The sequence below is a fragment of the Lapillicoccus sp. genome, from assembly GCF_046595215.1.
Lineage (GTDB): Bacteria > Actinomycetota > Actinomycetes > Actinomycetales > Dermatophilaceae > Lapillicoccus.
Genome location: NZ_JBKJPP010000051.1, coordinates 1 through 23,943, shown reverse-complemented (window position 1 = coordinate 23,943; position 23,943 = coordinate 1). Strand labels below are relative to the sequence as shown.

The following is a 23,943-nucleotide window of genomic DNA, read 5'->3' as shown; positions in this document are numbered from 1 at the left end:
CCCGCGCCCGTCCGTCCCATCCTGATCCGGACGACAAGGACTGGACGTGGACCCTGGCCCGGACCTGCCCGGAGTGCGGATTCGCCGCGGCGGCGATCGACCGGGTCGCCATCCCGGCCCTCGTGCGCGACGCGGTCTCGCGCTTTCCGGACGTGCTCGCCCGGCCTGACGCGACCGCGCGACCGTCTCCCCAGATCTGGTCAGCCCTGGAGTATGCCTGCCACGTCCGCGACGTCTGCCGCCTCTTCACTGCTCGCCTCCAGCTGATGCAGCGCGAGGACGACCCCCGATTTGCCGACTGGGACCAGGACGCCACGGCCCTCGAGGAGCGTTACTGGGACCAGGACCCCGAGGTCGTCTCCCGGGCACTCGCCGTCGACGGTGAGGCCGCCGCCGTGGCTTTCACCCACGTCGGCAGCAACGAGTGGGAGCGGCGCGGGACGCGCAGCAACGGGTCGGCGTTCACCGTCGAGACGCTGGGCCGCTACTTCCTGCACGATCTGTTCCACCACGTCTGGGACGTCCGGGGCTGAGCGCCCTCTCGGCCGAGCTGATCTCCCGCCCCCGCGGACTCGACGTCCGCAGCCCGGACGGGGCGGTGGCCACGCAGGATCGTGTGCTTGACTCTTCAACCATCACGACCTCTCGCACCGCGACCTGCGGCGCCCTCGACGACGAGGTCGTGATCTGGGTCGTGCTGACGCCGACCCAGACGTATGCCGGGCACTCGTGGGGGGGGCCCGGCATACTCTTCCCCCACGGAGGTCCCCTACGGGGGGCCGGGCGTCCGGCGCGGGCGTCCGGCGCGTGCCTCCCGCAGCGCGCCGATACGCTGGGCAGATGATCGACATCAAGCTCGTGCGGCAGAGCCCGGACGTCGTCCGCGCCTCGCAGCAGGCCCGGGGCGAGGACCCGGGGGTCGTCGACGCGATCCTCGCCGCCGACGGGGCCCGCCGCTCGTCCCTCGCCGAGTTCGAGAGCCTCCGGGCCCAGCAGAAGTCCTTCGGCAAGCGGGTTGCCGCCGCCAGGGGCGCGGACAAGGCCACCCTCGTCGCGCAGGCCAAGGAGACCTCAGAGCGCGTCAAGGAGCTCGAGTCGGCCTCGGACGCCGACGGCGCCGAGCTGGAGACGCTGCTGCGTCGGGTCGGCAACATCATCATCGACGGGGTCCCGACCGGGGGCGAGGACGACTACGTGCTGCGCGAGACCGTCGGCACCCCCCGCGACTTCGCGGCCGAGGGCTTCGAGCCGCGGGACCACCTCGACCTCGGCGAACGCCTCGGCGCGATCGACATGGAGCGCGGCGCGAAGGTCGGCGGCGCCCGGTTCTACTTCCTCACCGGTGTCGGCGCCCGGCTCGAGCTGGCCCTGCTCAACATGGGGATGGCGCAGGCGGTGGATCACGGCTTCACCCCCATGATCACCCCCACCCTGGTGCGCGCGGACATCATGGATGGCACGGGATACCTCGACGCGCATGACGACGTCTACCGGCTCGACGCCGACGACCTCTACCTCACCGGCACGTCGGAGGTCGCCCTCGCAGGCTTCCACGCCGACGAGATCATCGACCTGAGCAACGGCCCGAAACGGTATGCCGGGTGGTCGGCCTGCTACCGCCGCGAAGCCGGGTCGCACGGCAAGGACACCCGGGGGATCATCCGGGTGCACCAGTTCCACAAGGTCGAGATGTTCTCCTACTGTCGTCCCGAGGAGTCCGAGGCCGAGCACGAGCGGATGCTGCAGTGGGAGAAGGACATGCTCGCCAAGGTCGAGCTGCCCTACCGCGTCATCGACACGGCTGCCGGTGACCTCGGGGGTCCTGCGGCGCGCAAGTTCGACTGTGAGGCGTGGGTGCCGACCCAGGGCCGCTACCGAGAGCTGACGTCGACCTCCAACTGCACGACGTTCCAGGCCCGTCGGCTGGGCGTGCGCGAGCGTCTCGAGCAGGGTCAGGGGCCGGGCACGCGCACCGTCGCCACCCTCAACGGGACGCTGGCCACGACCCGCTGGATCGTCGCGATCCTCGAGAACCACCAGCAGGCGGACGGTTCCGTCGTCGTGCCCCGTGCGCTGCGCCCCTTCCTCGGGCTTGACGTCCTGACCCCCGTCACGGGCTGAGTGGGGCCGGCTGCCGCCCTCATCCTCGTGGGGGAGGCGACCAGCCGCCCATGGTGCCTCGGCTGACGCCGTGAAGTGGACCGCGACGAGGGCCAGGATGGTGTGCCTCTTCGCGTGATCGCCGTGACAAAGAACGCCATGGAGGTCGCGGCGGCGAAAAGGAGCGGGCGTCGACCGGACGGCGATCGGTGCGGTCAGAGAGCGCCTCTACCGCCGGTCAGTGAGGCGGACCAGGGCCGGCGACGGTCCGCGAGGCCATGCGCGCCGGCGGGTGACTCCCCGTAGGGTTGGTGGTGGGAGGCTCGAGCGGGCCACCCACAACTGACGGAGGCCGCAGATGCACGACCCGGTGGTCGTCGTGGCACCACGCCTCCTGGTCGCGCTGGACCTCGACGGGACGACGGTCAACCACAGCGGTGAGCTGTCCCCGGCCGTGGCCGCCGCCGTCACCGATGTGGTCTCCGCGGGCCACCTGCTCATCATCTCCACCGGACGCTCCGTCGTCGCGACGATGCCACTGGTGCGGGCCCTGGGCCTCGGCGCCGGGTATGCCGTGTGCTCCAACGGCGCCGTGACGATCGCCCTCGATCCGGGGCTCGACCGCGGCTACGAGATCCTCGAGACGGTCACCTTCGACCCGCGGCCGGCGCTGACCCTCCTGCGCGAGGCCATCCCCGAGGCGCTCGTCGCAGTCGAGGACCTCGGCGTCGGCTTCAAGGTCAGCGCGCCCTTCCCTGACGGTGAGCTGGGCGGGGCCCAGGTGGTCGTCGACTGGGAGCACCTCGTCGACAGGCCGGCGACGAGGGTCACCCTGCGCCGCCCCGACGCCACCCCCGAGGAGTTCCTCGAGCAGGTCGAGCGTGCCGGGCTCCACGGGGTCTCCTACGCCATCGGCTGGACCGCCTGGCTCGACATCAACCCCGAGGGCGTCACCAAGGCCTCGGCGCTCGAGCTGCTGCGCCGGCGCCTCCACATCGAACCGGCCCTGACGGTCGCCGTCGGCGACCAGCGCAACGACATCGAGATGCTGCACTGGGCGGCTCGAGGGGTCGCCATGGGCAACGCCCCCGACGAGGTGAAGGCCGTCGCGGACGAGGTCACGAGCCACGTCGACGAAGACGGCCTCGTCCCCATCCTGCGCTCGCTGCTCCGAGGTCCAGTCGCCAGCTGAGTGGGCGGTCCGCCGGCGCCTGACAGACTTGCCCCACCATGAGCGACCTCGTCATCACGTCGCCGGCCAACCCCCGGCTCAAGGCCCTGGTCGCCCTCCGGCGCCGTCGGGCGCGCGAGGAGGCGGGCGCCACCCTCATCGAGGGTTACGAAGAGCTGTCCCTCGCCCTTGACGCCGGCGTCGTGCCCAGCACGGCATACGTCTGCCCCGAGCTGTTCAGCCGCGCCGGGCTGGCCGGGGCGCAGGACATCGGGGTGCAGGAGGACCTGCTGCGCGTGCTGCGCGGGCGCGGCGTCGAGATCGTGAGGCTGAGCCGGACGGCGTTCGAGAAGGTCGCCTACCGGGAGGGGCCTGACGGCCTGATCGCGGTCGCCGACAGCGTCGCCCGTGACCTCGCGGACCTCACGGCGGGTGCCAGCGACCTCGTCCTGGTCTGCCAGGGCGTCGAGAAGCCGGGCAACCTCGGCGCGATGCTCCGCACGGCCGACGCCGCGGGTGTCGATGCGGTCATCGCCGCCGACCCGGTCACCGACTGGAGCAACCCCAACGTCGTGCGCGCCAGCAAGGGCACGGTGTTTGCGCTCCCCGTGGTCAGTGCCACGACCGCGCAGACGCTGAGTTGGCTTCGCGAGCACGACGTGGCACTGGTCGTGACGACGCCCGAGACCGAGGTCGACTACGGCGACGTCGACTACACCGGCCTGGTGGCCATCGCCGTCGGCGCCGAGAAGCACGGGGCCGACGACCTGCTGCTCGGTGCGGCCACGCACCGCGTCCGGATCCCGATGGCCGGCAGGGCCAACTCCCTCAACGTCGCGGCCTCTGCGGCCATCGTCCTGTATGAGGCCGTGCGGCAGCGTCGAGCGCTACTGGCCCCCCCGCCGGGGCCTTGACGGGCCTCCGAGGGGGGTGGTCGAGAGCATACCGAAACGTGTGTCACGATGGGCTGCATGCGAGTTGACCACGTCTCCTACGCCGCGGAACACGATGGACTGCGGGCGACCGCAGAGCGCCTTGCGAAGCAGATCGGCGTCGACCCGGTCGACGGCGGGGTGCACCCGCGCTTCGGCACGCGCAACGTGATCCTGCCGCTCGCGCACGAGCGTTACGTCGAGATCGTCGAATGTCTGGACCACCCCGCGTCCGACAAGGCGCCCTTCGGGCAGGCGGTCCGCGCCCGTTCCGAGGCCGGCGGTGGATGGCTCGGCTGGGTCGTCTCGGTCGACGACATCAGGACCGTCGAGAAGCGCCTCGGTCGGGAGTCGGCTCCTGGCAACCGGCACCGCCCCGACGGGGTGGAGCTGCGCTGGCGACAGCTCGGCATCAAGGGCCTCATGTCCGACCCCCAGCTGCCCTACTACGTGCAGTGGGAGGACGGCGGTCTCCACCCGTCCGTCGGCGCGACGACCGCGGTGACCATCGGGGCCCTGGAGATCGCCGGTCACCGAGATCGGGTCACGGAGTGGCTCGGTCTGCCGCCCGGTCAGACCTCCTCGGTGATCGACTTCACCTTCGTCGCCCCGCACGGCACGCCGGGGCTGCTCTCGGTCACCTTCGACACCCCGACGGGGCCGGTCGTCATCTGAGCCTCGCGTCAGGTCGGGGGCTGTTCCCCTTGGCCCGCGCATGGGTGCCGGCGGGGACGCTGCTGCTGGGTCACGGCCCAGGGGCTGCCTCCACGCCGGACCAGGTCGCCACGGCACTCCCTCAAGGCGTGCGACAGCAGTAAGCCGGTGGTGACCTCCTGCGCCGACCTCGCCGCGGTCGCGTACTCGGGGTGAGACCAGGCGCGCCTCGTTGCGGGCGATGATCGCCCACATGATCGCGGAGACCGGGCGCCACGCGGCATCATCCGCGAGCTCGTCGATGGTGCCACCGACCTCGGTGACGGCCTGGGCGCCGGGGCCGGGTCAAGACATTCCGCCGGTGTGCACCACTCGCTCGGCGATCGCGGCGAGCTTGACGTTCTCGCGCTGGGACGAGGTGCGCAGCAGGTCGAAGGCGTGCTCCTCGGTGACCTGATGATGGGCCATGAGGATGCCGATGGCGGTGCCGATCCGGCGGTTGGTCAGCAATGCGTGCTCGAGGTGCGTCACCCGCTCGGTCGCGCGGGCGCTCTGCAGGGCGAGGGCGAGGTGGACGGCGAAGATGGCGCCGAGGGGCGACGTCTCGCCGGCGAACTCACCGGGGACGTCGGAGTAGATGACGAGGGCACCGAAGCTCTCCCGGGCCACGGTGAGGGGATAGCCGATGGCGGAACGCAGCGAGGTCTTGTGCCGGATCGTCGCCACCAGATCGGGCCATCGTGGGTCGTCGTGGAAGTCGTCGACACGCACGACGTGCTCGTCGGTGAGGCACGTCCATGCCACTCCCTGGCGGCGGTCCGGGACGTTGTCACGGATCCCCGCGACGAGGTCGGGATCCGTGCTGGCCTGGGCAACCGGCATCCGACGGCTGCCCATGACCCAGATCGTCGCCCCACGGCAGGTGAACAGCTTGCGGGCGAGCTGGACCGCACGCTGGGCCGCCGCGTCCGGCGTCGGCTGCTGGCGCAGCTCGGCGACGAAGCCCGCGTAGGCCTCCGCCGCATCTCCGTGTGTCAGCTGCATGTCACTCCTACGATCATCCGGCGGTCTGCGCCCTACCCGCTCCCGCGAGGGTGCCGGGCGAGGGAGGGGGAGGCCCTTGAGCGTGCACTCAGCATCACGGTCCGGGGGCGCGGACGCTACATCTGAAACTATGCAAAGCGACGTGGGATCGCACAGTCTTGATGGCAGATCGGTCTCAGGACAGGATGGGGTTCTCGTCCGAGGCCACGTGCGCGGCTTCCCGAGACGCAGTTCGGCAGGAGGGTGGTGGACATGGAGGCAGCGTCAGACGCGCCGTCGGGCGAGGCGCCCCACGGCCGTCCCATCGCGGAGGTGGCTGAGCTCCTCGGGGTGCCCATGCCGACCCTGCGATCGTGGCAGCGCCGGTACGGCATCCCCGACATGCGCCACACCCCGGGCCGGCACCGTCGCTACTCGCTGGTGGAGCTGCACGCCCTGCGGCTCATGCGGGACGAGATCGCCCGGGGCGAGCGCGCCGCCACCGCCGCGCAGACGGTGCGCACGCTCCTCGGCCTGGACGGCCCCGCGGGGCGGCTCGTCGAGGGGCTCCTGGCCGCCTGCGAGGACCTCGACTCGGCGGGGGTCCGGGACCAGCTCGATGACGCCGAGGCCGAGCTGGGGCTCGCCGGGGCCCTTGACGACGTGCTCATGCCGGCACTCAAGCAGGTCGGCGCCTGGTGGGAGTCCGGGCGCTGCCACCTCGGCCAGGAGCAGCTGACGACTGAGACGGCGAGGGCCTGGCTCGACCAGCACTACACGCCGTCTCCGTCGCGGGGGGCCCAGATCGTGCTGGCCTGTGGTCCGGGCGACATGCACACCATCGGCCTCGAGGCACTCAACCTTCTGCTGCGCCGCCTGGGGCGGCGCACTCGTGTCCTGGGTGCCCGCACCTCGCAGACCGCCCTCGAGGTCGCCATCACGGCAAACCCCACCGCGGGAGTCGTCATCGTCTCGCACCTCGCCTCGTCGCGGAACCGCGCGGTGGGGCTGCTGCGCGCCGTCGACGCCAGGGGGCTGCCGGTCTTGTATGCCGGGAACGCCTTCGCGTCGCCGCGCGGCCGGAGGGGCCTTCCTGGCACCTACCTCGGACCGCGCCTCGGGCCGGCCAGCACCCTCGTCAACGAGGTCGTCGGGGCCGCTCCGACGTCGGCGTCCTGAGCCTGCTGCGGCCGCCGCTGCGCCTCGGCGTCAGCCGAGGTAGTCGACGAGCTCGGGCGCCGCACCGATGTAGGTCCGCGGCGTCATGGCGGACAGCCGGGCCGCGACGTCGTCCGGCAGCCCGAGCCCGGCGATGAAGGTCTGGAGGTCACCCTGGGTGATCCGCCGACCGCGGGTCAGCTCCTTGAGCCGCTCGTAGGGGTTGTCCATGCCTGGGACCCCTTGTGCGCCAAGGGCCCTCATCGCCGACTGGATCGGCTCGCCGAGGACCTCCCAGTTGGCGTCGAGGTCGGCGTCCATCGCAGCCGGCACCGCGTCGAGGCCGGCGAGACCTCGGCCGGCGTTGTCCAGCGCCAGCAGCGAGTGACCGAACGCCGTGCCGATGTTGCGCTGCATCGAGGAGTCGGTGAGGTCGCGCTGCAGCCTCGACTGGACGAGCGTCGAGCCGAGGACGTCGAGCAGGGCGTTGGACACCTCGAGGTTGGCCTCGGCGTTCTCGAAGCGGATCGGGTTGACCTTGTGGGGCATCGTCGACGACCCGACGCTCCCCTGACCGCGCACCTGCGCGAAGTAGCCGAGCGAGACGTAGGTCCACACGTCGGTGCAGAGGTTGTGCAGGACCCGGTTGAAGCGGGCCATGTCGGCATACAGCTCGGCCTGCCAGTCGTGGCTCTCGATCTGGGTGGTCAACGGGTTCCACGTCAGGCCCAGTCCCTCGACGAACGACCTGCTGATCGACGGCCAGTCGGCCAGCGGCACCGCCGCGAGGTGGGCGCCGAACGTGCCCGTCGCCCCGTTGAGCTTGCCGAGATAGTCCGCACGCCCGATCCGGGCCAGCTGCCGACGCAGTCGGAAGGCCAGCACCGCCAGCTCCTTGCCCATCGTCGTCGGCGTAGCCGGTTGGCCATGGGTGCGGGCGAGCAGCGGCACGTCCCGCAGCCCGGTCGCCATGCCGGCGACCTGGTCGACGAGCGCGCTCGCCCTGGGCAGCCAGACCGACATCACGGCGCCGCGGACCATCAGGGCGTAGGACAGGTTGTTGATGTCCTCCGACGTGCAGGCGAAGTGGATCAGCTCGGCGAGGCCGCGGTCGGCCTCGTCGGGGGCGATGGCCATCAGGCGCCGCTTGACGAAGTACTCGACCGCCTTGACGTCATGGACCGTCTCGCGCTCGATCTGCGCCAGCTCGGCGACCTCGTCGGTCCCGAAGTGCGTCACGACGTCACGCAGCGCAGCCTGCTCGGACCCGCTGAGGACACGCACGCCGGGCACGACGTGGTGGTCTGTGAGGTGGACGAGCCACTCGACCTCGACGTGGACCCGCATCCGGTTCAGTGCAGCTTCTGACAGGTGCTCGACGAGCGGTGCGACGACGGACCGGTAGCGCCCGTCGAGGGCGCCGAGGGCGATGGGAGGGCTGGCATCACCGAACGAGGACATGGTGCAATCCTCCCAGACCAGCCGACTCACCCCGGCACGTCGCCGGGCACTGAGTGTCGTCGATCAGCGGTGTGAGGCCGCCAGCTGCCCGCGCAGGTGGGCGAGCAGGCCGCGACAGGATGCCTCGACCTCGGCGAAGCAGCGCACGAAGTCCTCGGTGTCGCCATACCAGGGGTCGTCGACCTCGAGGGTGTCGGCGGCCACGGCCGCGGGGTCGAACTCGCGGATCAGCCGGACCTTCGCCGTGTCCTCCGGTGTCGTGGCCCACCGTCGCAGCGCGGCCGCGTGCCCCTCGTCGGCGGCGAGGACGAGGTCTGTGCGGGCGAACCATTCCGGGTGGAACTGACGCGCGACGTGTCCCGCGCCGTCGTATCCGCGCCGTCGCAGCTCGGTCACGGCCCGTGGGTCGGCCGGCCTCCCGACCTCATAGCTCGTGGTCCCGGCCGAGTCCACCTCGACCGTGCCGTCCAGACCCGCCTCGGCGAGCAGGTCCCGCAGGATCACCTCCCCCATCGGGGAGCGACAGATGTTGCCGGAGCAGACGAAGGTCACCCGATAGGGCGTCGTGGCGGTCATGGGTCCATCCAACAGGGTGGCCGGAGGTCGTCGACCAACGCCTACCCGGCGTCGTCCCTGTCCGGGAGGTCTTCGTAGCCGTGCGGGTTGGCGCTCTGCCAGCGCCACGTGTCGGCGCACATTTCCTCGATGGTGCGTGTGGCCCGCCAGCCCAGCTCTTCGTGGGCCCGCGTCGGGTCCGCCCAGAACGCCGGCAGGTCGCCGGCACGACGGGCCACCACCTGGTAGGGGATCGGTCTTCCGGCTGCCTGTTCGAACGCCGAGATCACCTGCAGCACAGACGTGCCCGTGCCCGTGCCCAGGTTCCACGTCGACACCGTCGCGTCGGACGTGGCCATCTTGGCCAGCGCCGCGACATGTCCCGCGGCGAGGTCCTCCACGTGGATGTAGTCGCGCTCGCAGGTGCCGTCGGCGGTGGGGTAGTCGTCACCGAACACCTGGAGCGAGGCCCGTCGGCCGACAGCCACCTGGGCGATGAACGGCATGAGGTTGTTGGGCACGCCCTGCGGGTCCTCGCCGATCGTCCCTGAGACGTGGGCCCCGACGGGGTTGAAGTAGCGCAGGATCGCGATCCGCAACGACGGGTCGGTGTGGGCGACGTCGCGCAGCACCTGCTCGATGATCACCTTGGTGCGCCCGTACGGGCTCGAGGCGTTGAGCGGCTCGTAGTCCTCCCGGCAGGGGACCGGGGCCCGGTCTCCGTAGACCGTCGCCGACGACGAGAAGACGAGCGTGCGGCAGCCGTGCCGGCGCATCGCGCGCAGCAGCGAGAACGTCGACTCGAGGTTGTTCTCGTAGTAGTCGAGCGGGATCTGGACGCTCTCGCCGACGGCCTTGAGACCGGCGAAGTGGATCACTGCGTCGATCTGCGTCGTCGCGAAGAGCCGCTCCGTCTTGTCCTTGTCCGTCAGGTCGAAGGCCTGGACCGGGATGTGCGTCCCCGTCAGGGCGTCGAGCCGTCCCATCACCGCGGGCTTGGCGTTGCCGAAGTCGTCGACGACGACGACCTCGTGGCCGGCGGCGACGAGCTGGACCACGGTGTGGGAGCCGATGTATCCGGCTCCGCCGCTGACGAGGACGCGCATGACGACACCGTATGCCGTCATGGCGGGTCAGTCGGTCCAGCCCGCAGCGGCTCCGGCGGGACCGCGATGGCCGCGATGGCCGCGCTGGCCGCCCTGGCCGCGGACAGCCGCTGCTCAGCCCCGGTCGGCTCGGTGTCGCTCCTCGAGCTCGTCCAACGCCGACCGCAGCTCGGTGAGCTGTGTTGGGGAGGAGTCATTCAGGAAGTGCAGCAGCGCCGACCTCCGGTCCGAGGAGCCGAGGTCGTCGAGGGTGCGCCGCATCCTCTCGGCGGTGAGCTGCCCGCGGCTGGCCGCGACGGTGTGGCTCCACGCCCGGCCCTCGCGGACCCGTTCGACGACCCTTTTCCTGGCCAGCCGGTCGAGCACCGTCATGAGCGTCGTGTAGGCCAGCACGCGCTCCGTCCCGAGCACGCCGTGGACCTCGCGGACGGTCACTCCTGCCGCCCCGTCACCGAGTGACCACAGGTGGTCCATGACGCCCCGTTCGAGGTCGCCGAGGCTGCGCGGTCGAGGTCCGGGCACGCTCACCAACCTATCGGCGCTGGCACCCCGCCGACCTCGAGCACCCGGTCGAAGCGCTCGGGGGCGATCGGCTGGTGGCTGACCATCACGACGGTGCGGCCGCTGGTCCCGGCGAGGAGGTCATCCAGGACCTGCGTGGCAGTGGCGTGGTCGAGGTGGGCCACCGGCTCGTCCAGGAGGATCACCGGGCGCTGCGAGACGATCGCCCGAGCCAGCGAGAGGCGGGCCCGCTCGCCCCCCGACAGTCCTCGGCCGCCCGCCCCGAGGCGGGTGTCGAGACCATGGGGGAGGGCCGCGAGCCAGCCACCGAGGCCGGCTCGGCAAAGTCCCTCGACGAGGGCCCCGTCGTGGCACCCGCCGAGGTCCTGCTCGAGGTCCTGCTCGTTGTCTTTCACGACATGGTGCCCAGCCGACTCCGCAGGCACGTCCCGAAGTTGGCCGGTCCGGGGAAGGGCCAGACGCAGGTTCTCGCGCAGCGTTGTCCCGAGCACATGGGGCTCGTCGTCGACAACGGCCACGAGGGCGCGGACCGCGTCGAGGCGCAGGCTCCGCACGTCGGTGCCGTCGATGAGGTACTGACCGCCGGACGGTTCGAGGTGGCGGCCCAGCACCGCGAGCAGGGTGGACTTGCCGCCGCCGTTGCGCCCGGTGAGCAGGGTGCGCGACCCCGGGGCCAGGTCGAGGTCGACCGGACCCACGTCGGGACCCGTGTCGGGGCCTGCGGCGGACCACGACCCGGTCACCCCCCGGAGGCTGATCCGTGGCGCCGACGGCTCCCGGGGCAGGAGGGTCCCCGAGCCCTTGACCGCCGGTTGCTGGTCGAGCAACGACTCCAGCCGGGCGGCGGCGGCCTGCGCCCGGGCCAGCGCGCGGACCACGTCCACGAGGGGCAGGAGGGCGTCTCCGAGCGCGACGGGGGTCAGGACGAGCAGGCCCTTCACCGGGGCCGAGACGTCCAGCCCGGAGCTGAGGACGGCGATGCCGACCGCTGCCGCCCCGATGAGCAGGATGAGGGCGGCCGAGGCCAGGGCCCGGCCGCGGGACTGACGCCGTGACGCCGCGAGGAGCACCCGGTGGGCCTCGTCGAGCCAGCCCAGGGCGACTCCTCCGGCGCCGATCGCCTGCAGCTCCGAGCCCCGTCCCCCGACGAGCTCGCTGACCCTCGTCACCTCGCCTCGGGCGGCCAGGAGCTCCTGCTGGGACCGTCGTTCGAGGTGCCACGCCACAGCACAGACCCCGGTGGCGGCGAACAGCGTTCCCGCGAGGACGAGGCCGACCACCGGAGCCAGGAGGGCAGCCAACAGCGCGGTCAGCCCTCCCGCTATCACTGCTGCGGCGACCGGCACGGTCACCCGCACCTGGGCCTCGACGACGTCGGTGAGGTCGTCGACGACCCCGCCGAGCAGGTCGGCGCGCCGACGGCGCCCCAGCCGCGCCGGCGTGAGGGGCACGAGGCGGGCGTAGGCCTCTGTCCGCAGGTCGGCAAGCTCCGCGAGCGCGACGTCGTGGGAGCGCAGCCGCTCGAGGTGTCGCAGCAGCGCCCGGGCCATCCCGAACGCCCGCACCGCGACGATCGCCGTCAGGAGGGTGAGGATGACCGGTCGTTCACTGGCCCGCACGATGAGCCAGCCCGAGGTGGCGGTGAGGGCGATGCCCGCCGTCGTGGCGGCGCCGCCGACGACCGCGGCGACCAGGAGCCTTGGGGAGAGTCCGCGTCCCGCTCCAACCCGGGGCCCCGAGGCGACGCGCCCCCTCAGGGCCGCGCTCATCGCGCGATCTCCGCTCGAAGGCCCAGGTGCACGTGGTGGTCGGCGGCGTCGATCAGGGCCCGCCGATGGGTGACGGCGATGACGACCCGGGTGGCCGCGAGCTCGCGGATGACGGCGTGGGCGCTCTCCAGGGTGGCTGCGTCGAGGTGGGCCGTCGACTCGTCGAGGAGCAGGACGGGAGCCGTCGAGAGGCAGGCGCGGGCCAGGGCGAGCCGGGCCCGCTGTCCCGCGGACAGGCCGAAGCCGTCGTCGCCGATGCGCCCGTCCAGACCGGACGGGAGCCCGGCGACGACCCCGTCGAGACCGACGCGTCGCAGCGCCGCCCACTGGGCGGCCGGGTCGGCGTCGTTGCCGAGGGTGAGGTTGTCGCGCACGGATCCGCCGAGGAGGAAGGGTCGCTGGGCCACGAGGTGCGTCCGGGGTGAGGTGACCCGGCCGGCGGTCGGTGTCCGGAGGCCCGCGATGACCTCGAGCAGGGTGGACTTGCCGCAGCCCGACGGGCCGGTGACCACGGTCAGTCCCGGCCCGGCCTCCAGCTCGCAGGAGGTGAGGACGGGAGCCTCGCTCCCGGCATACGTGTATCCGAGCCCGCTGACGACGACCCGGAGGCCAACCGGCGAGCGGTCCTCCAGACCGTGCGCCTCGGCGCCGTGCGCGGGTGACGCGTCGAGCTCGTCGAGGATCGCGGACAGGGCCACGGCGCCATCGGCGGCGGCATGGAACTCGGCGCCGACCCGACGGACGGGCCAGTACGCCTCGGGGGCGAGCAGGATCGCGATGAGCGCGCTCTGCAGGCCGATCCCCCCGGCGGCCAACCGGATCCCGACGATGACGGCGACGAGGGCCACCGAGATGGTCGCCAGCAGCTCGAGGGCGGTGGAGCTGAGGAAGGCCAGCCGCAGGGTGGCGATCGTCTCGCGGCGGTGCTTCTCGCTGACCGTGCGCACCGTCTCGACCTGGCGCTCCCCCCGGCCGTAGCTGACCAGGGTCGGCAGTCCCCGCACGACGTCGAGGAAGTGACCGGACAGGCCGGCCAGCGCGACCCACCGGCGCTGGGTGGCCTCTTGGGTCGTCCGTCCGATGAGGGCAGCAAAGAGCGGCATCAGGGGGAGGGTGAGGATGACGACCACCGCGCTCGGCCAGTCCACGACGAGCAGGGCGACGACGGCGAGGGCGGGCACCGAGGCGGCCTGGATGAGCGCCGGCAGGAACCGCACGACGTAGGTCTCGACGCTCGTGCTCCCCTGCGCCGCAAGGGTTGCCGCGGTGGCGGCGCCCGGTCGATCCTCGACCGGCCGCCCGAGCCAGCGCTCCAGCAGGGCCCGACGCAGGGCGCCCGAGACCTCGACCCCGGCGCGCGCGGCGAGCCGCTCGACGCTCCAGCCGAGGGCGGCTCGGATCGCGAAGAGCAGCGCGACCCACGCAGCCGCAGGGCGCAGCTCCCCGCCTCGGACCACCGCGGTGACGAGGGCTCCGAGGGCGAACGCCAGCCCCACGGTGGCCACCCCCTGCAGCACGCCGACCGCGCCGAGCGCGACGACGGGTCGGCGGCTGGCGGGGGCAAGGGTCAGGACGCGTGGGTCGAAGGGCCTCATGCGGGGATGTGGTGGACGGCGATGCGCTTGCGGAAGACCCAGTAGGTCCACGCCTGGTAGAGCAGCACGACCGGGGTGAAGACCAGGGCGACGACGGTCATGATCTTCAGGGTGTATGCCGTGCTGGAGGCGTTCGCCGTCGTCAGCGACCACGCGGGGTTGAGGGAGGACGGCATGACGTCGGGGAAGAGCGTCAGGAACAGGGTCGCGACGGCGAAGGCGATGGTGACGAAGGTGCCGACGAAGGCCCAGCCCTCCCGGGCACGGGCGTTGGCCAGAAGCGCGAAGACGAGGGAGGCTGCCGCAACGACCGTTGTCAGCCATGAGAACACGGAGCCCTGCTGCAGCCCGATGGTGCCGAGCAGCAGGACGGCCAGGACGGCCGCGACGATGCCCACCCGAGTGGCGAGCCGGCGGGCGTCGGCCCGGATCGGGCCGTCGGTCTTGAGCGCCACGAACAGTGCTCCGTGGGTGAGGAAGAGGGTGAGCGTGGTCAGTCCCCCGAGGATGCCGATGGGGTTGAGCAGGGTGAAGAGGTTGCCGACGTACTCCCGGTTGGCGTCGATCGGGACGCCGTTCACGACGTTGGTCAGGGCGACGCCCCAGAGGAACGCGGGCAGCACGGAGCCGATGACGATGGCCAGGTCCCAGCGCGCCTTCCAGCTCGCGGACGGGCGCTTGCCCCGGTAGTCGAACCCGAGGTTGCGGACGATGAGGGCGACGAGGATGAGCAGCAGGGGGAGGTAGAACCCGCTGAACATTGTGGCGTACCAGTGCGGGAACGCGGCGAAAGTGGCTCCGCCGGCGGTGAGGACCCAGACTTCGTTGCCGTCCCAGACGGGTCCGATCGTGTTGAGCAGCACGCGTTTGCGCCGGTCGGTGTCGGCGGCGTCCGTGCCGCGGCCGAGCACGGGCAGGAGCATCCCGACGCCGAAGTCGAAGCCCTCGAGGACGAAGTAGCCCGTCCACAGGACGCCGATGATGATGAACCAGAGTGTGGTGAGTTCCATGAGATGTCGTCCTTGGCGTCAGTAGGCGAAGACGAGGGGGGCGGTGTCGTCGGTGGACTCCGGCGCCGGCGGCTCCTCGAAGGGGTCGGCCCCCCTGCCCACGTAGGTGAGGAAGAGCTTGACCTCGACGACGGCCAGGACGCCGTAGAGGAGGGTGAGGACCACCATCGAGGTGAGGACCTCGCCGGCCGGGACGGAGGGGGAGACCCCGGTGGTCGTGCTCATCAGCCCGAAGACGAGCCAGGGCTGGCGGCCGGTCTCGGTGAAGATCCAGCCGAACGAGTTGCCGACGATCGGGAGCAGCGGCACGCCGACGGCCAGCCACGTCCAGAGGCGGGCCCGGACCGCGGTGGTGGGTCCCGGCACGCGACCCTTGCGGGTCGACCAGAGCACCAGCGCGGCCGCCGCCGCCGCGAGCAGCCCGACCCCGATCATCAACCGGAAGCTCCAGTAGGCCATCGGGATGTTGGGGGTGTAGGTCGCGTCCGCGACGAGCTGGTTGCCCGACTGCCCGTAGGTCTGGGCGTACTGGGCCTTGAGCTCGTTGATGCCCTTCACCGCCCCGCTCGGGTTGCCGGTCGCGAGGAAGCTGAGCAGGCTGGGCACCGTGATCGAGAACCGCTCCTGCTGCCCGTCGAGTGATCCGACGGTGAAGAGCGAGAACGGCGCGTTGCTCGAGGCGCTGTTGTAGAGCGCCTCGGCCGCAGCCATCTTCATCGGCTGCACCTCGGTCATGATCTTGCCCTGGATGTCGCCGCTGACGGCCACGAGCAGGCCCGCGACGAGGGTGACCACGGCGCCGAGCCGGGCGCCCCGCCGATACATCTGGGCGTCGGCCCCGACGTCACGCCGCCGCAGGCGCCAGAGGGCGACTCCCATGACCATGGCGCCACCGACCATGTATGCCGCGAAGACCGTGTGCGGGAACGTGACCAGCTGGACCTTGTTGGTCAGGACGGCCAGGAAGTCGGTCATCTCGGCCCGGCCGGACTGTGGGTTGAAGCGGTAGCCGACGGGGTTCTGCATGAAGGAGTTGGCGGCGAGGATGAAGTAGGCGGACAGGAGCGTGCCGACGTGGACGATCCACATCGTCGCCGCGTGCAGCCTGGCCGGCAGCTTGCCCCAGCCGAAGATCCACAGGCCGAGGAACGTCGACTCCAGGAAGAAGGCGAGGAGCGCCTCGATGGCCAGCGGGGCGCCGAAGATGTCCCCCACGAACCGCGAGTAGTCCGACCAGTTCATCCCGAACTGGAACTCCTGGACGATGCCGGTCACCAGCCCCAGCGCGAAGTTGATGGTGAAGAGCTTGCCGAAGAACTTCGCGAGGCGCAGGTCGTCGGGGTCGCCGTGGCGCACCCATCGCGTGTGGAACCACGCGACGATCGCGGACATCCCGATCGTCACGGGGACGAAGAGGAAGTGGTAGACGGTCACGATGGCGAACTGCCAGCGGGCAAGGTCAACAGCATCCACGGAGCGCTCCTGAAATGGGGGTCATCTACTACCAACAGTAGTAGAGGCTACCGTCTGGGTAGGAATCCCAGAAGGGTCCTTGGTCCCGGTCGTCGAGCCGCTGGCTGGGCCTCAGCCCTCCCGCGGCCGTTCGTCGACGATCCGGCGAGCCTTGCCCACGCTGCGTTCGATACTCCCGGGGTCGCGCACCTCGACGCGGCAGCTCAAGCCCACACGGTCCTTGATCCGCGCCTCGAGCCGTCGCGCGAGCGCGTCCTTGTCCACGCCGGCGAGCACCTCGTGGCTCTCGGTGAGGACGGTGAGCTCGACCATCCTCCCCGGCTGCGTCAGCACGCACTGGAAGTAGGGGGCGAGGAGTGGCTCGGCGAGGACGTGCTCCTCGATCTGGGTCGGGAAGACGTTGACCCCGCGGATGATCATCAGGTCGTCGGTGCGGCCGGTCACCTTCTCCATCCGCCGGAACGCCGGGTATGCCGTGCCCGGCAGCAGGCGGGTCAGGTCACGGGTGCGGTAGCGCAGGACAGGCATCGCCTGCTTGGTCAGGCTCGTGAGGACCAGCTCGCCGCGCTCGCCGTCGGGCAGGACCTCCCCGGTGAGGGGGTCGATGACCTCGGGAAAGAAGTGATCCTCCCAGATGTGGAGACCGTCCTTGGTCGACGCGGCCTCCTGGGCGACGCCGGGGCCGATGACCTCCGAGAGGCCGTAGACGTCGACGGCATCCATCGACGTGCGCTCCTCCACCTCCCGGCGCATCGACTCGGTCCAAGGCTCCGCCCCGAAGATCCCGACCCGCAAGGACGTCGCCCGGGGGTCGATCCCTTGCCGGTCCATCTCGTCGAGGAGGCTGAGGAAGTAGCTGGGCGTCACCATGATGACCCGCGGCTCGAAGTCGGTGATGAGCTGTACCTGGCGCTCGGTCATCCCACCGGAGATCGGCACAACGGTGCAGCCGAGCCGTTCGGCGCCGTAGTGGGCCCCGAGCCCACCGGTGAAGAGGCCGTATCCGTAGGCGACGTGGACGATGTCACCCGGCCGCCCGCCTGCTGCGTAGATCGAGCGTGCCATGACCTCGGCCCACATCTCGAGGTCGGCGCGGGTGTAGCCGACGACCGTCGGACGCCCCGTCGTGCCGCTGCTCGCGTGGATCCGGGCGACCTCCTCGCGGGGGACAGCAAACATGCCGAAGGGGTAGTTCTGGCGCAGGTCCTCCTTCGTGGTGAAGGGGATCCGTGCGAGGTCGTCGAACGAGCGGACGTCGTCGGGGTGGACCATGGCGACGTCGAGGGCCCGGCGGTAGTGTGGGACGTTGGTGTGCGCTCGCCGCACGGTGTCCTGGAGTCGCGTCAGCTGCTCCACCCGCAGCCGGTCCGGCGACCAGTCGAAGCCTGCGCCCCACGGCTCCCCGGTCATGGGGTGTGGCGTGGCTCCGCCGCCGGGACGGTGGTCTGTGCGTGCTCGGACCGCATCCGCCGCAGGAACGACCTCGTGCGTTCGTGTTGGGGGTCGTTGATGACGTCCCGGGGTTTGCCCTCCTCGACGACGACTCCGCCGTCCATGAAGACGACGTGGTCGGCGACCTCGCGGGCGAAGGACATCTCATGCGTGACGACGATCATCGTCATCCCCTCGGCGGCGAGCTCGCGCATCACGGCGAGCACCTCACCGACGAGCTCGGGGTCCAGGGCCGATGTCGGCTCGTCGAAGAGCATGAGCTTGGGGTTCATCGCCAGGGCCCGCGCGATGGCGACCCGCTGTTGCTGGCCTCCGGACAGCTGTGCGGGGTAGGCCGCCGGCTTGTCCTGCAGACCGACCCGCTCGAGAAGGCCAACGGCCCGCGCGCGCGCGGCCGCCTTCTTCTCGCCCCTCACCTGGATCGGCGCCTCCATGATGTTCTCGAGGGCCGTCTTGTGTGGGAAGAGGTTGAAGCGCTGGAAGACCATGCCGATCTCGCGTCGCTGGGCGGCGATGACCTTGTCGGTCAGCCGGTGCAGCACGCCACTGCGGTCGTCAAAGCCGATGAGGTCGCCGTCGACCCAGATCCGGCCGCCGTCGATCGTCTCCAGCTGGTTGATGCAGCGCAGGAACGTCGTCTTACCCGATCCGGAAGGGCCGAGCAGGCAGACCACCTGCCCCTTGTGCACGTCAAGGTCGATGCCCTTGAGGACCTGGGTGCCGTGGAAAGCCTTCATGACGTTCACGGCGTGGACCAGAGGCATGCCGGTATTGCGACCGGTCACCTGGTCGTCATGCGTTGCGGCGGTCATCAGGCGCCACCCATCCCGGCTCCGCGGGCGAACCGCTTGTCCTTGGGCTTCTTCTCGCCGAAGCCGCGACCGAAGTGTCGCTCCAGGTAGTACTGGCCGACCATGAGGATGCTGCAGATGATGAGGTACCACAACGTGGCGGCAACGTAGCCCGGCATGATCTTCAGAGTCTGGACGCCGATGACGCTCGTCTGGTAAAACAGCTCGACGATGATCGGGATTGCGACCAGCAGCGAGGTGTCCTTGACCATCGCGATGGCCTCGTTGCCGGTGGGGGGCACGATGACCCTCATGGCCTGGGGGAGGACGATCCGGCGCATGGTCTTGCCGTCCGGCATGCCAAGCGCCTGGGCCGCCTCTGCCTGCCCCGGGTCGACCGACAGGATGCCGGCTCGGGCGATCTCAGCCATATAGGCCGCCTCGGACAGTCCCAGGCCAAGGATGCCGGCAATGATGCTGTTGGAGAACGCGTTCATGTCGAGGCTGAGGAACGTCAGGTCCGAGCTCAGGCCCAACGCCTGGGAAATCTGCTGGCCGAACGGAAAACCGATATGCAGCGTGGCGTAGAGGTAGCCGGCGCTGCCAAAGATGGCCAGCAGCACGTAGCGAGGGATCGCGCGGAAGAACCACGTGTAGGCGAAAGCAACCCATTTCAGCACCCGGTTCTCCGAGAGCCGCATGATTGCGAAGATGATGCCTAGGCTCACGCCGATGATCATGGCGCCGACCGTGCCGATGATCGTGCCCTTCCACAGACCTTCGAGGACCGGGGTCTGGTTCATGATCGCTAGGGCAAAGCTCCAGTCCCACTTCGTGTTGGTGATGAACGAGCTGAGCATCATCGCCACGATGACCGCAATGATCGCCAACACCACCCATCGCCACGGGTGCCGTACCGGCCGGGCCTGGATGAGGCCCGCCCGTTCGGTGGGGGCGGATGCGCTCACGGGTTGACGGCGAAGGTGGTGATTGCTCCGCTTTCGTTGCCCCAGGTGCTCAGGGCCTTCTTGTAGTCACCCGAAGCATTCAGTGCAGTCAGGGCGTCGGCAATGGCCTGCCCGAAGGCGGTCTCGGACTTGGGAAGGACATAGCCATAGGGAGCGGAGTCGTAGGTCGTGCCGAGTGCTTCGAGCTGGCCGCCGGTCTGCTTGACGGCGTACAGGCCGACGGGGGAGTCGGCCAGCATGGCGACGGCCTTGCCGCTGACGACGTCCGCGGTGACTTTGGACTGGGCCTGCTCGACGATCTGGGTGATCGCCTTCTTGCCTGCGTCGGTGCACTTCTTGCTTCGCGCGTTGAGGTCCTCGATCTGGACAGTGCCCTTCTGGACGCCGATGCTCAGGCCGCAGGCCTTCTCGGGGTCGACCTTCTTGGGGTTGCCCTTCGCCACCACCCACTGGGTGCCGGCGTTGAAGTAGCTCACCATGTTGACCTGTTTCTTGCGGTCAGGGTTGATGGTGAAGCTCGAGACGCCGATGTCGTACTTACCGCTGTCGACGCCGAGGATGATCGAGTCGAAGTTGGCTGGCACCCAGTCGACTGTTACGCCGAACTTCTGCGCAACGGCGTTGAACAGGTCGACGTCCATGCCCTTGACGGTTTTACCGTCGGCGTCGAGGAACTCGTTGGGGGCGTAGGTCGCGTCGGTGCCCACCACGATCTTGCCGGCGTCCTTGATCTTGGCCGGCAGCTTGTCGGCGAGGCTGGCATCCTTGGTCTGGGTCGCCACAGGTGTGGTGCCGGCGGCACCTGGCGTGGACAGAGAGTCGGAACCGCAGGCGGACAGGGCGAGGCCCACAATCGCAGCGCTCGCGGTGAGCATGATCGCGGGGGACAGACGTCGTGCCATTTCAGGGGTTCCTTCCACAAAAAGCCGAACTACGAGAGGTCGAGTGCATCCTGTCATCACGGAAGCCCGAAACGGCGAAAATCACAAAGTTGTGATCCGCCGGTTTCTGGCGCCTCACTGTGGCACGATAGAGATATCTGCGGGCAACCCCCGCGCGACGCGTAGATGTGGCCGACACCCTGGCTTCTTCATAAAGCATGTTGATGATGCCGGCTCAGGTGTGACCACTCCCGTCGAAAAGGTGATCGTGACGATGACTGCCAACCCGTCATCCCCCCCGTCCTTCAGTTTCGACCCGGGTGACCCGGTCTTCCTTGCGCACGAGGGCGGCAAGCTGGGGGTCGTTCCCACCAAGTCGCTGCGCGGCAGCGCCGACTTGGCCCTGCTATATACCCCCGGTGTTGCTGAGGTCTCACGGGCAATTGCGGCGGACCCGTCACTGGCCGCGCGATATACGGGTCGCGCAAACACCGTTGCGGTGATCACCGATGGCACGGCGGTGCTGGGTCTGGGCGATATCGGCCCGTTGGCGGCGTTGCCCGTGATGGAGGGCAAGGCGGTCCTGTTCAAGCACTTCGCCGGGATCGATGCGGTGCCGGTGTGTCTTGAGACCGGCACGGTGGCTGAGCTGGTCGAGGCGATCGTGCGTCTGGCGCCGACCTTTGGCGGGATCAACCTGGAGGATATCTCGGCGCCGCGGTGCTTTGAGATCGAGCGTCAGCTCCGCGAGCGCTTGGACATCCCGGTGTTCCATGACGACCAGCACGGTACGGCGATCGTGGTACTGGCTGCGTTGATGAACGCTGCTCGAGTGGTCGACAAGGACCTGGGCTCATTGCGGGTGGTGATCTCAGGCGCGGGGGCGGCCGGCGTGGCCGTGACCAACATCATCCTGCGTGCCGGGATCGGTGATGTGGTGGTGTGCGACTCCCGCGGGATCATCTCGCCGACACGCACGGATCTGGTCGAGCACAAACACCGGTTGGCCGCCACGACGAACCCGTATGGCCTGTCCGGCCCGGTGGGAGTGGCCCTCGTGGGTGCGGATGTGTTCATCGGGGTGTCCGGCGGGAAGGTGGCACAGGACGACATCTCCCGTATGGCGCCCCGCTCGATCATCTTTGCCCTGGCCAACCCGGACCCCGAGGTCCACCCGATGGTGGCGGCTCGGCACGCTGAGGTCATTGCGACGGGACGCTCGGACTTCCCCAACCAGATCAACAACGTGCTGGCCTTCCCTGGCGTGTTCCGGGGTGCGTTCGACTCTGGTGCCCCTCAGATCAGCGAGGCGATGAAGCTCGCTGCGGCGAGGGCGATCGCCGGGCTGGTGCCCGAGCCGACGGCACAGGAGATCGTGCCGAGCGTGTTCGACGAACGCGTCGCCCCGACGGTCGCAGCCGCGGTAGCAGCACTGGCCTGAGCGCAACAGGACTGGCCGGTCAGCGGGCGCTCAGGCCGTCAAAAGTCACGAAGTCGTAGCCGGCCGCGCGCAGACCTGAGATGATCCGGGGCAGTGCTTCGGCGTCGAGCGTGCTGCCGTCCAGGGACGACCCGACCTCCATGAGGACGATCTGTCCGGGAGTCGCTGCCGCAAGCACCCGTCGGACTACTGCGTCCGCGCTCTGACCGCCCGATGTGCCCCGCCAGCCAAGGCTGTCCACGGTCCAGCCAACCGCGACGTAGCCGAGGTCGTTGACCACGCGCAGGTCGTGCGAGTCCGAGCTGCCGAACGGGAATCGGAAGACCGGGCGCGGATCCTCGCCCGTGACTCGCAGAATGGTCGTGCCAGCGCTGGTGACCTGGGACCGCACCTCGGCGTCGGTCAATTTCGCCAGGTTCGAGTGGTCTTTTGTGTGGTTGCCCAGTCGGCCAGCCGCCGACATCCGGACAGCCAGCGTGGGGAAGCGGTTGACGAAGTCCCCAGTGAGGTAGAAGGTCGCTGCCACCTTCTCTCTCGCGAGGGTCGCCAGGATGGAGTCCACGCCGTCACTGTTGGTTTGTGCGTCGAACGTCAGCGCGACCACCTTGCGGCTGGTCGGGATGCGGCTGACCACATGACCCCTGAGGGACGAGGGGATCGACGTCGTCGGAGCGGGCGCTTTCGTGCCGGTGATCGGCTTCCGTGCCGGGGTGGCTCCGTGATCCGGCGAAGTGGTGGCTGATGTGGCTGTCGCGGTGCCTGTGACGGTCGCCGATGTGGTCGGGCCCGCGCCAGGCTTCTCGGGAGCGGATCCGCAGGAAGCGGACAGCAACAGCACCCCCACTGCAAGAGTGGTGAAGCTCGCCTCACGAACTGATCCGCGCACCGTTGCCTCCTCAGTCATGTCCATCGTTGCAGCGGATCGGGTTATGGATACGACGAACGTCCTACATTGGTGACTGCCACGGCGCCTTTGTGACGAAATGTGTTGAGCCCGACACTGGCGTTTCACGCCCTCGAGGCAAGCTCCGCGTAGTAACGGACGCAGTCGTCATACCGGGGGAGGAGTCCCTGGGCGAGGGCCTCGCTGAGCGACGGGGCGGCAGCGTCCCTGGCTGAAAGCACTGGGGTGACACCTTCGGGCACGGCGAGCCCGAGCTCGGGGTCGAGCGGGTTGATGGCGTGCTCGCGTGCGGGGTCGTAGGTCGCGGAGCATAGATACATGACTGTGGAGTCGTCCTGCAGCGAGCAGACCGCGTGGCCCAGGCCCTCGGCGAGGTAGATGGCGCGGTGGTCCACAGTGTCCAGCAGGACGCTGTCCCAACGCCCAAACGTCGGGGACCCCACCCGGATGTCGATGACAAAGTCGATGAACGACCCGGACACCGCGGTGATGTACTTCGCCTGCGAGGGCGGCACATCGGCGAAGTGCACCCCCCGGATCGTGCCCCTCGACGACACCGACACATTGGTCTGGATGATGTCGAGGCGGTGCCCGATGGCCTCAGCGAGCCGATCGCCGCGATAGGACTCGAGGAACAGCCCGCGGTCGTCGGGGAACTGCCGGGGGGTGATCTCGAACGAGCCCGCGAGTGCCAACGCCCTGATATCCATCAGGTGCGAGCCCTGCCCTCGGCGAGCACATTGTGCATGTAGGTGCCGTAGCCGCTCTTGACCAGCGGGTCGGCCAGGTCTGAGAACTCGTCGTTGCTCAACCAGCCGTTGCGCCAGGCGATCTCCTCGACACAACCGATCTTGCGCCCCTGCCGCGCTTCCACGACGTAGACGAACTGGCTGGCCTCGAGCAGGCCCTGGAAGGTACCGGTGTCGAACCACGCCGTGCCACGCGGCAGGACCGTGACGGTCAGGTCGCCGCGCTGG

General features: G+C 69.8%; 22 protein-coding genes and 1 pseudogene. 7 read left to right on the top strand and 16 right to left on the bottom strand.

All coding sequences use genetic code 11. The annotated features are described in order from the left end of the window. The 5 genes from ACLL9L_RS04820 to ACLL9L_RS04800 form a co-directional block, all read left to right on the top strand. The coding region (locus tag ACLL9L_RS04820; RefSeq protein WP_411283509.1) for a DinB family protein at window positions 1-533 on the top strand (533 nt) is incomplete at its 5' end. A 307-nt stretch (window positions 534-840) separates the two neighbouring features. Next, complete coding sequence (gene serS / locus ACLL9L_RS04815; RefSeq protein ID WP_411283508.1) at window positions 841-2,121, top strand: serine--tRNA ligase; 1,281 nt, start codon at window positions 841-843, stop codon at window positions 2,119-2,121. Between the two features lie 337 nt (window positions 2,122-2,458). Next, complete coding sequence (locus ACLL9L_RS04810; protein WP_411283507.1) at window positions 2,459-3,292, top strand: HAD family hydrolase; 834 nt, start codon at window positions 2,459-2,461, stop codon at window positions 3,290-3,292. A 38-nt stretch (window positions 3,293-3,330) separates the two neighbouring features. Next, window positions 3,331-4,185: a TrmH family RNA methyltransferase gene (locus ACLL9L_RS04805; RefSeq protein WP_411283506.1), complete on the top strand. Its 855-nt coding sequence runs from the start codon at window positions 3,331-3,333 to the stop codon at window positions 4,183-4,185. Between the two features lie 57 nt (window positions 4,186-4,242). After that, window positions 4,243-4,878 carry a VOC family protein gene (locus ACLL9L_RS04800; RefSeq protein ID WP_411283505.1) on the top strand — a complete coding sequence of 212 codons (636 nt, stop codon included), beginning with the start codon at window positions 4,243-4,245 and terminating at the stop codon, window positions 4,876-4,878. 324 nt (window positions 4,879-5,202) lie between these two features. Here ACLL9L_RS04800 and ACLL9L_RS04795 read toward each other — a convergent pair whose 3' ends face one another. After that, window positions 5,203-5,901: an ANTAR domain-containing protein gene (locus ACLL9L_RS04795; RefSeq protein ID WP_411283504.1), complete on the bottom strand. Its 699-nt coding sequence runs from the start codon at window positions 5,899-5,901 to the stop codon at window positions 5,203-5,205. Between the two features lie 252 nt (window positions 5,902-6,153). Between ACLL9L_RS04795 and ACLL9L_RS04790 the strand changes: the two genes are divergently transcribed. Next, window positions 6,154-7,059 carry a B12-binding domain-containing protein gene (locus tag ACLL9L_RS04790; protein ID WP_411283503.1) on the top strand — a complete coding sequence of 302 codons (906 nt, stop codon included), beginning with the start codon at window positions 6,154-6,156 and terminating at the stop codon, window positions 7,057-7,059. A gap of 30 nt (window positions 7,060-7,089) precedes the next feature. On the opposite strand, the gene purB is transcribed toward ACLL9L_RS04790, so the two are convergent. The 12 genes from purB to ACLL9L_RS04730 all read right to left on the bottom strand — a co-directional run bounded on the left by purB (window position 7,090) and on the right by ACLL9L_RS04730 (window position 20,642). Continuing rightward, window positions 7,090-8,499, bottom strand: a complete 1,410-nt coding sequence (purB, locus tag ACLL9L_RS04785; protein WP_411283502.1) for an adenylosuccinate lyase — start codon at window positions 8,497-8,499, stop codon at window positions 7,090-7,092. 63 nt (window positions 8,500-8,562) lie between these two features. Then, a complete protein-coding gene (locus ACLL9L_RS04780) occupies window positions 8,563-9,075 on the bottom strand; it encodes a low molecular weight protein-tyrosine-phosphatase (RefSeq protein WP_411283501.1) in 513 nt (170 codons plus the stop codon). Between the two features lie 41 nt (window positions 9,076-9,116). Beyond that, complete coding sequence (gene galE / locus ACLL9L_RS04775) at window positions 9,117-10,160, bottom strand: UDP-glucose 4-epimerase GalE (RefSeq protein ID WP_411283500.1); 1,044 nt, start codon at window positions 10,158-10,160, stop codon at window positions 9,117-9,119. Window positions 10,161-10,274: 114 nt separating this feature from the next. Further along, on the bottom strand, window positions 10,275-10,682 hold the full coding sequence (locus ACLL9L_RS04770; RefSeq protein WP_411283499.1) for a BlaI/MecI/CopY family transcriptional regulator: 408 nt from the start codon (window positions 10,680-10,682) through the stop codon (window positions 10,275-10,277). Window positions 10,683-10,684: 2 nt separating this feature from the next. Next, a complete protein-coding gene (gene cydC, locus ACLL9L_RS04765) occupies window positions 10,685-12,451 on the bottom strand; it encodes a thiol reductant ABC exporter subunit CydC (protein WP_411283498.1) in 1,767 nt (588 codons plus the stop codon). Then, window positions 12,448-14,046: a thiol reductant ABC exporter subunit CydD gene (cydD, locus tag ACLL9L_RS04760; protein WP_411283497.1), complete on the bottom strand. Its 1,599-nt coding sequence runs from the start codon at window positions 14,044-14,046 to the stop codon at window positions 12,448-12,450. The genes cydC and cydD overlap by 4 nt, the downstream gene beginning before the upstream one ends. Further along, window positions 14,043-15,056 (bottom strand): cytochrome d ubiquinol oxidase subunit II, encoded by a 1,014-nt coding sequence (gene cydB / locus ACLL9L_RS04755; protein WP_411283496.1) that lies wholly within the window; start codon window positions 15,054-15,056, stop codon window positions 14,043-14,045. The genes cydD and cydB overlap by 4 nt, the downstream gene beginning before the upstream one ends. Before the next feature lie 18 nt (window positions 15,057-15,074). Next, window positions 15,075-16,529 carry a cytochrome ubiquinol oxidase subunit I gene (locus tag ACLL9L_RS04750; protein WP_411283495.1) on the bottom strand — a complete coding sequence of 485 codons (1,455 nt, stop codon included), beginning with the start codon at window positions 16,527-16,529 and terminating at the stop codon, window positions 15,075-15,077. 111 nt (window positions 16,530-16,640) lie between these two features. Continuing rightward, window positions 16,641-17,939 (bottom strand): phenylacetate--CoA ligase PaaK, encoded by a 1,299-nt coding sequence (paaK, locus tag ACLL9L_RS04745; RefSeq protein WP_411283494.1) that lies wholly within the window; start codon window positions 17,937-17,939, stop codon window positions 16,641-16,643. Further along, window positions 17,936-18,793 (bottom strand): amino acid ABC transporter ATP-binding protein, encoded by an 858-nt coding sequence (locus tag ACLL9L_RS04740; protein ID WP_411283493.1) that lies wholly within the window; start codon window positions 18,791-18,793, stop codon window positions 17,936-17,938. The genes paaK and ACLL9L_RS04740 overlap by 4 nt, the downstream gene beginning before the upstream one ends. Further along, complete coding sequence (locus tag ACLL9L_RS04735; protein ID WP_411283492.1) at window positions 18,793-19,740, bottom strand: amino acid ABC transporter permease; 948 nt, start codon at window positions 19,738-19,740, stop codon at window positions 18,793-18,795. The genes ACLL9L_RS04740 and ACLL9L_RS04735 overlap by 1 nt, the downstream gene beginning before the upstream one ends. After that, window positions 19,737-20,642 carry an ABC transporter substrate-binding protein gene (locus ACLL9L_RS04730; RefSeq protein WP_411283491.1) on the bottom strand — a complete coding sequence of 302 codons (906 nt, stop codon included), beginning with the start codon at window positions 20,640-20,642 and terminating at the stop codon, window positions 19,737-19,739. Before ACLL9L_RS04730 ends, ACLL9L_RS04735 begins: the two co-directional genes overlap by 4 nt. 253 nt (window positions 20,643-20,895) lie before the next feature. Here ACLL9L_RS04730 and ACLL9L_RS04725 point away from each other — a divergent pair, with 253 nt between their 5' ends. After that, window positions 20,896-22,062 carry an NADP-dependent malic enzyme gene (locus ACLL9L_RS04725; protein WP_411283511.1) on the top strand — a complete coding sequence of 389 codons (1,167 nt, stop codon included), beginning with the start codon at window positions 20,896-20,898 and terminating at the stop codon, window positions 22,060-22,062. Between the two features lie 19 nt (window positions 22,063-22,081). Here the strand turns inward: ACLL9L_RS04725 and ACLL9L_RS04720 are convergent, their stop codons facing one another. From ACLL9L_RS04720 to ACLL9L_RS04710, 3 genes and pseudogenes are all read right to left on the bottom strand, one after another. Continuing rightward, window positions 22,082-22,966, bottom strand: a complete 885-nt coding sequence (locus ACLL9L_RS04720) for a polysaccharide deacetylase family protein (protein ID WP_411283510.1) — start codon at window positions 22,964-22,966, stop codon at window positions 22,082-22,084. A 104-nt stretch (window positions 22,967-23,070) separates the two neighbouring features. Further along, window positions 23,071-23,676, bottom strand: coding sequence for a dTDP-4-dehydrorhamnose 3,5-epimerase family protein (locus tag ACLL9L_RS04715; RefSeq protein WP_411283490.1), 606 nt, complete (start codon window positions 23,674-23,676; stop codon window positions 23,071-23,073). After that, window positions 23,676-23,943, bottom strand: a pseudogene (locus tag ACLL9L_RS04710) (glucose-1-phosphate thymidylyltransferase); the annotation flags it as partial. The gene ACLL9L_RS04715 and the pseudogene ACLL9L_RS04710, both read right to left, overlap by 1 nt.

Excerpts from the sequence above, each read along its gene's own strand:
- serS (WP_411283508.1), top strand. The coding sequence starts at position 841 with ATGATCGACATCAAGCTCGTGCGGCAGAGCCCGGACGTCGTCCGCGCC.
- ACLL9L_RS04725 (WP_411283511.1), top strand. The coding sequence starts at position 20,896 with ATGACTGCCAACCCGTCATCCCCCCCGTCCTTCAGTTTCGACCCGGGT.
- ACLL9L_RS04795 (WP_411283504.1), bottom strand. The coding sequence starts at position 5,901 with ATGCAGCTGACACACGGAGATGCGGCGGAGGCCTACGCGGGCTTCGTC.
- cydC (WP_411283498.1), bottom strand. The coding sequence starts at position 12,451 with ATGAGCGCGGCCCTGAGGGGGCGCGTCGCCTCGGGGCCCCGGGTTGGA.
- ACLL9L_RS04720 (WP_411283510.1), bottom strand. The coding sequence starts at position 22,966 with ATGACTGAGGAGGCAACGGTGCGCGGATCAGTTCGTGAGGCGAGCTTC.
- galE (WP_411283500.1), bottom strand. The coding sequence starts at position 10,160 with ATGCGCGTCCTCGTCAGCGGCGGAGCCGGATACATCGGCTCCCACACC.
- ACLL9L_RS04740 (WP_411283493.1), bottom strand. The coding sequence starts at position 18,793 with ATGACCGCCGCAACGCATGACGACCAGGTGACCGGTCGCAATACCGGC.
- ACLL9L_RS04810 (WP_411283507.1), top strand. The coding sequence starts at position 2,459 with ATGCACGACCCGGTGGTCGTCGTGGCACCACGCCTCCTGGTCGCGCTG.
- paaK (WP_411283494.1), bottom strand. The coding sequence starts at position 17,939 with ATGACCGGGGAGCCGTGGGGCGCAGGCTTCGACTGGTCGCCGGACCGG.
- ACLL9L_RS04805 (WP_411283506.1), top strand. The coding sequence starts at position 3,331 with ATGAGCGACCTCGTCATCACGTCGCCGGCCAACCCCCGGCTCAAGGCC.
- cydD (WP_411283497.1), bottom strand. The coding sequence starts at position 14,046 with ATGAGGCCCTTCGACCCACGCGTCCTGACCCTTGCCCCCGCCAGCCGC.
- ACLL9L_RS04715 (WP_411283490.1), bottom strand. The coding sequence starts at position 23,676 with ATGGATATCAGGGCGTTGGCACTCGCGGGCTCGTTCGAGATCACCCCC.
- purB (WP_411283502.1), bottom strand. The coding sequence starts at position 8,499 with ATGTCCTCGTTCGGTGATGCCAGCCCTCCCATCGCCCTCGGCGCCCTC.
- ACLL9L_RS04790 (WP_411283503.1), top strand. The coding sequence starts at position 6,154 with ATGGAGGCAGCGTCAGACGCGCCGTCGGGCGAGGCGCCCCACGGCCGT.
- ACLL9L_RS04730 (WP_411283491.1), bottom strand. The coding sequence starts at position 20,642 with ATGGCACGACGTCTGTCCCCCGCGATCATGCTCACCGCGAGCGCTGCG.
- ACLL9L_RS04780 (WP_411283501.1), bottom strand. The coding sequence starts at position 9,075 with ATGACCGCCACGACGCCCTATCGGGTGACCTTCGTCTGCTCCGGCAAC.
- ACLL9L_RS04800 (WP_411283505.1), top strand. The coding sequence starts at position 4,243 with ATGCGAGTTGACCACGTCTCCTACGCCGCGGAACACGATGGACTGCGG.
- cydB (WP_411283496.1), bottom strand. The coding sequence starts at position 15,056 with ATGGAACTCACCACACTCTGGTTCATCATCATCGGCGTCCTGTGGACG.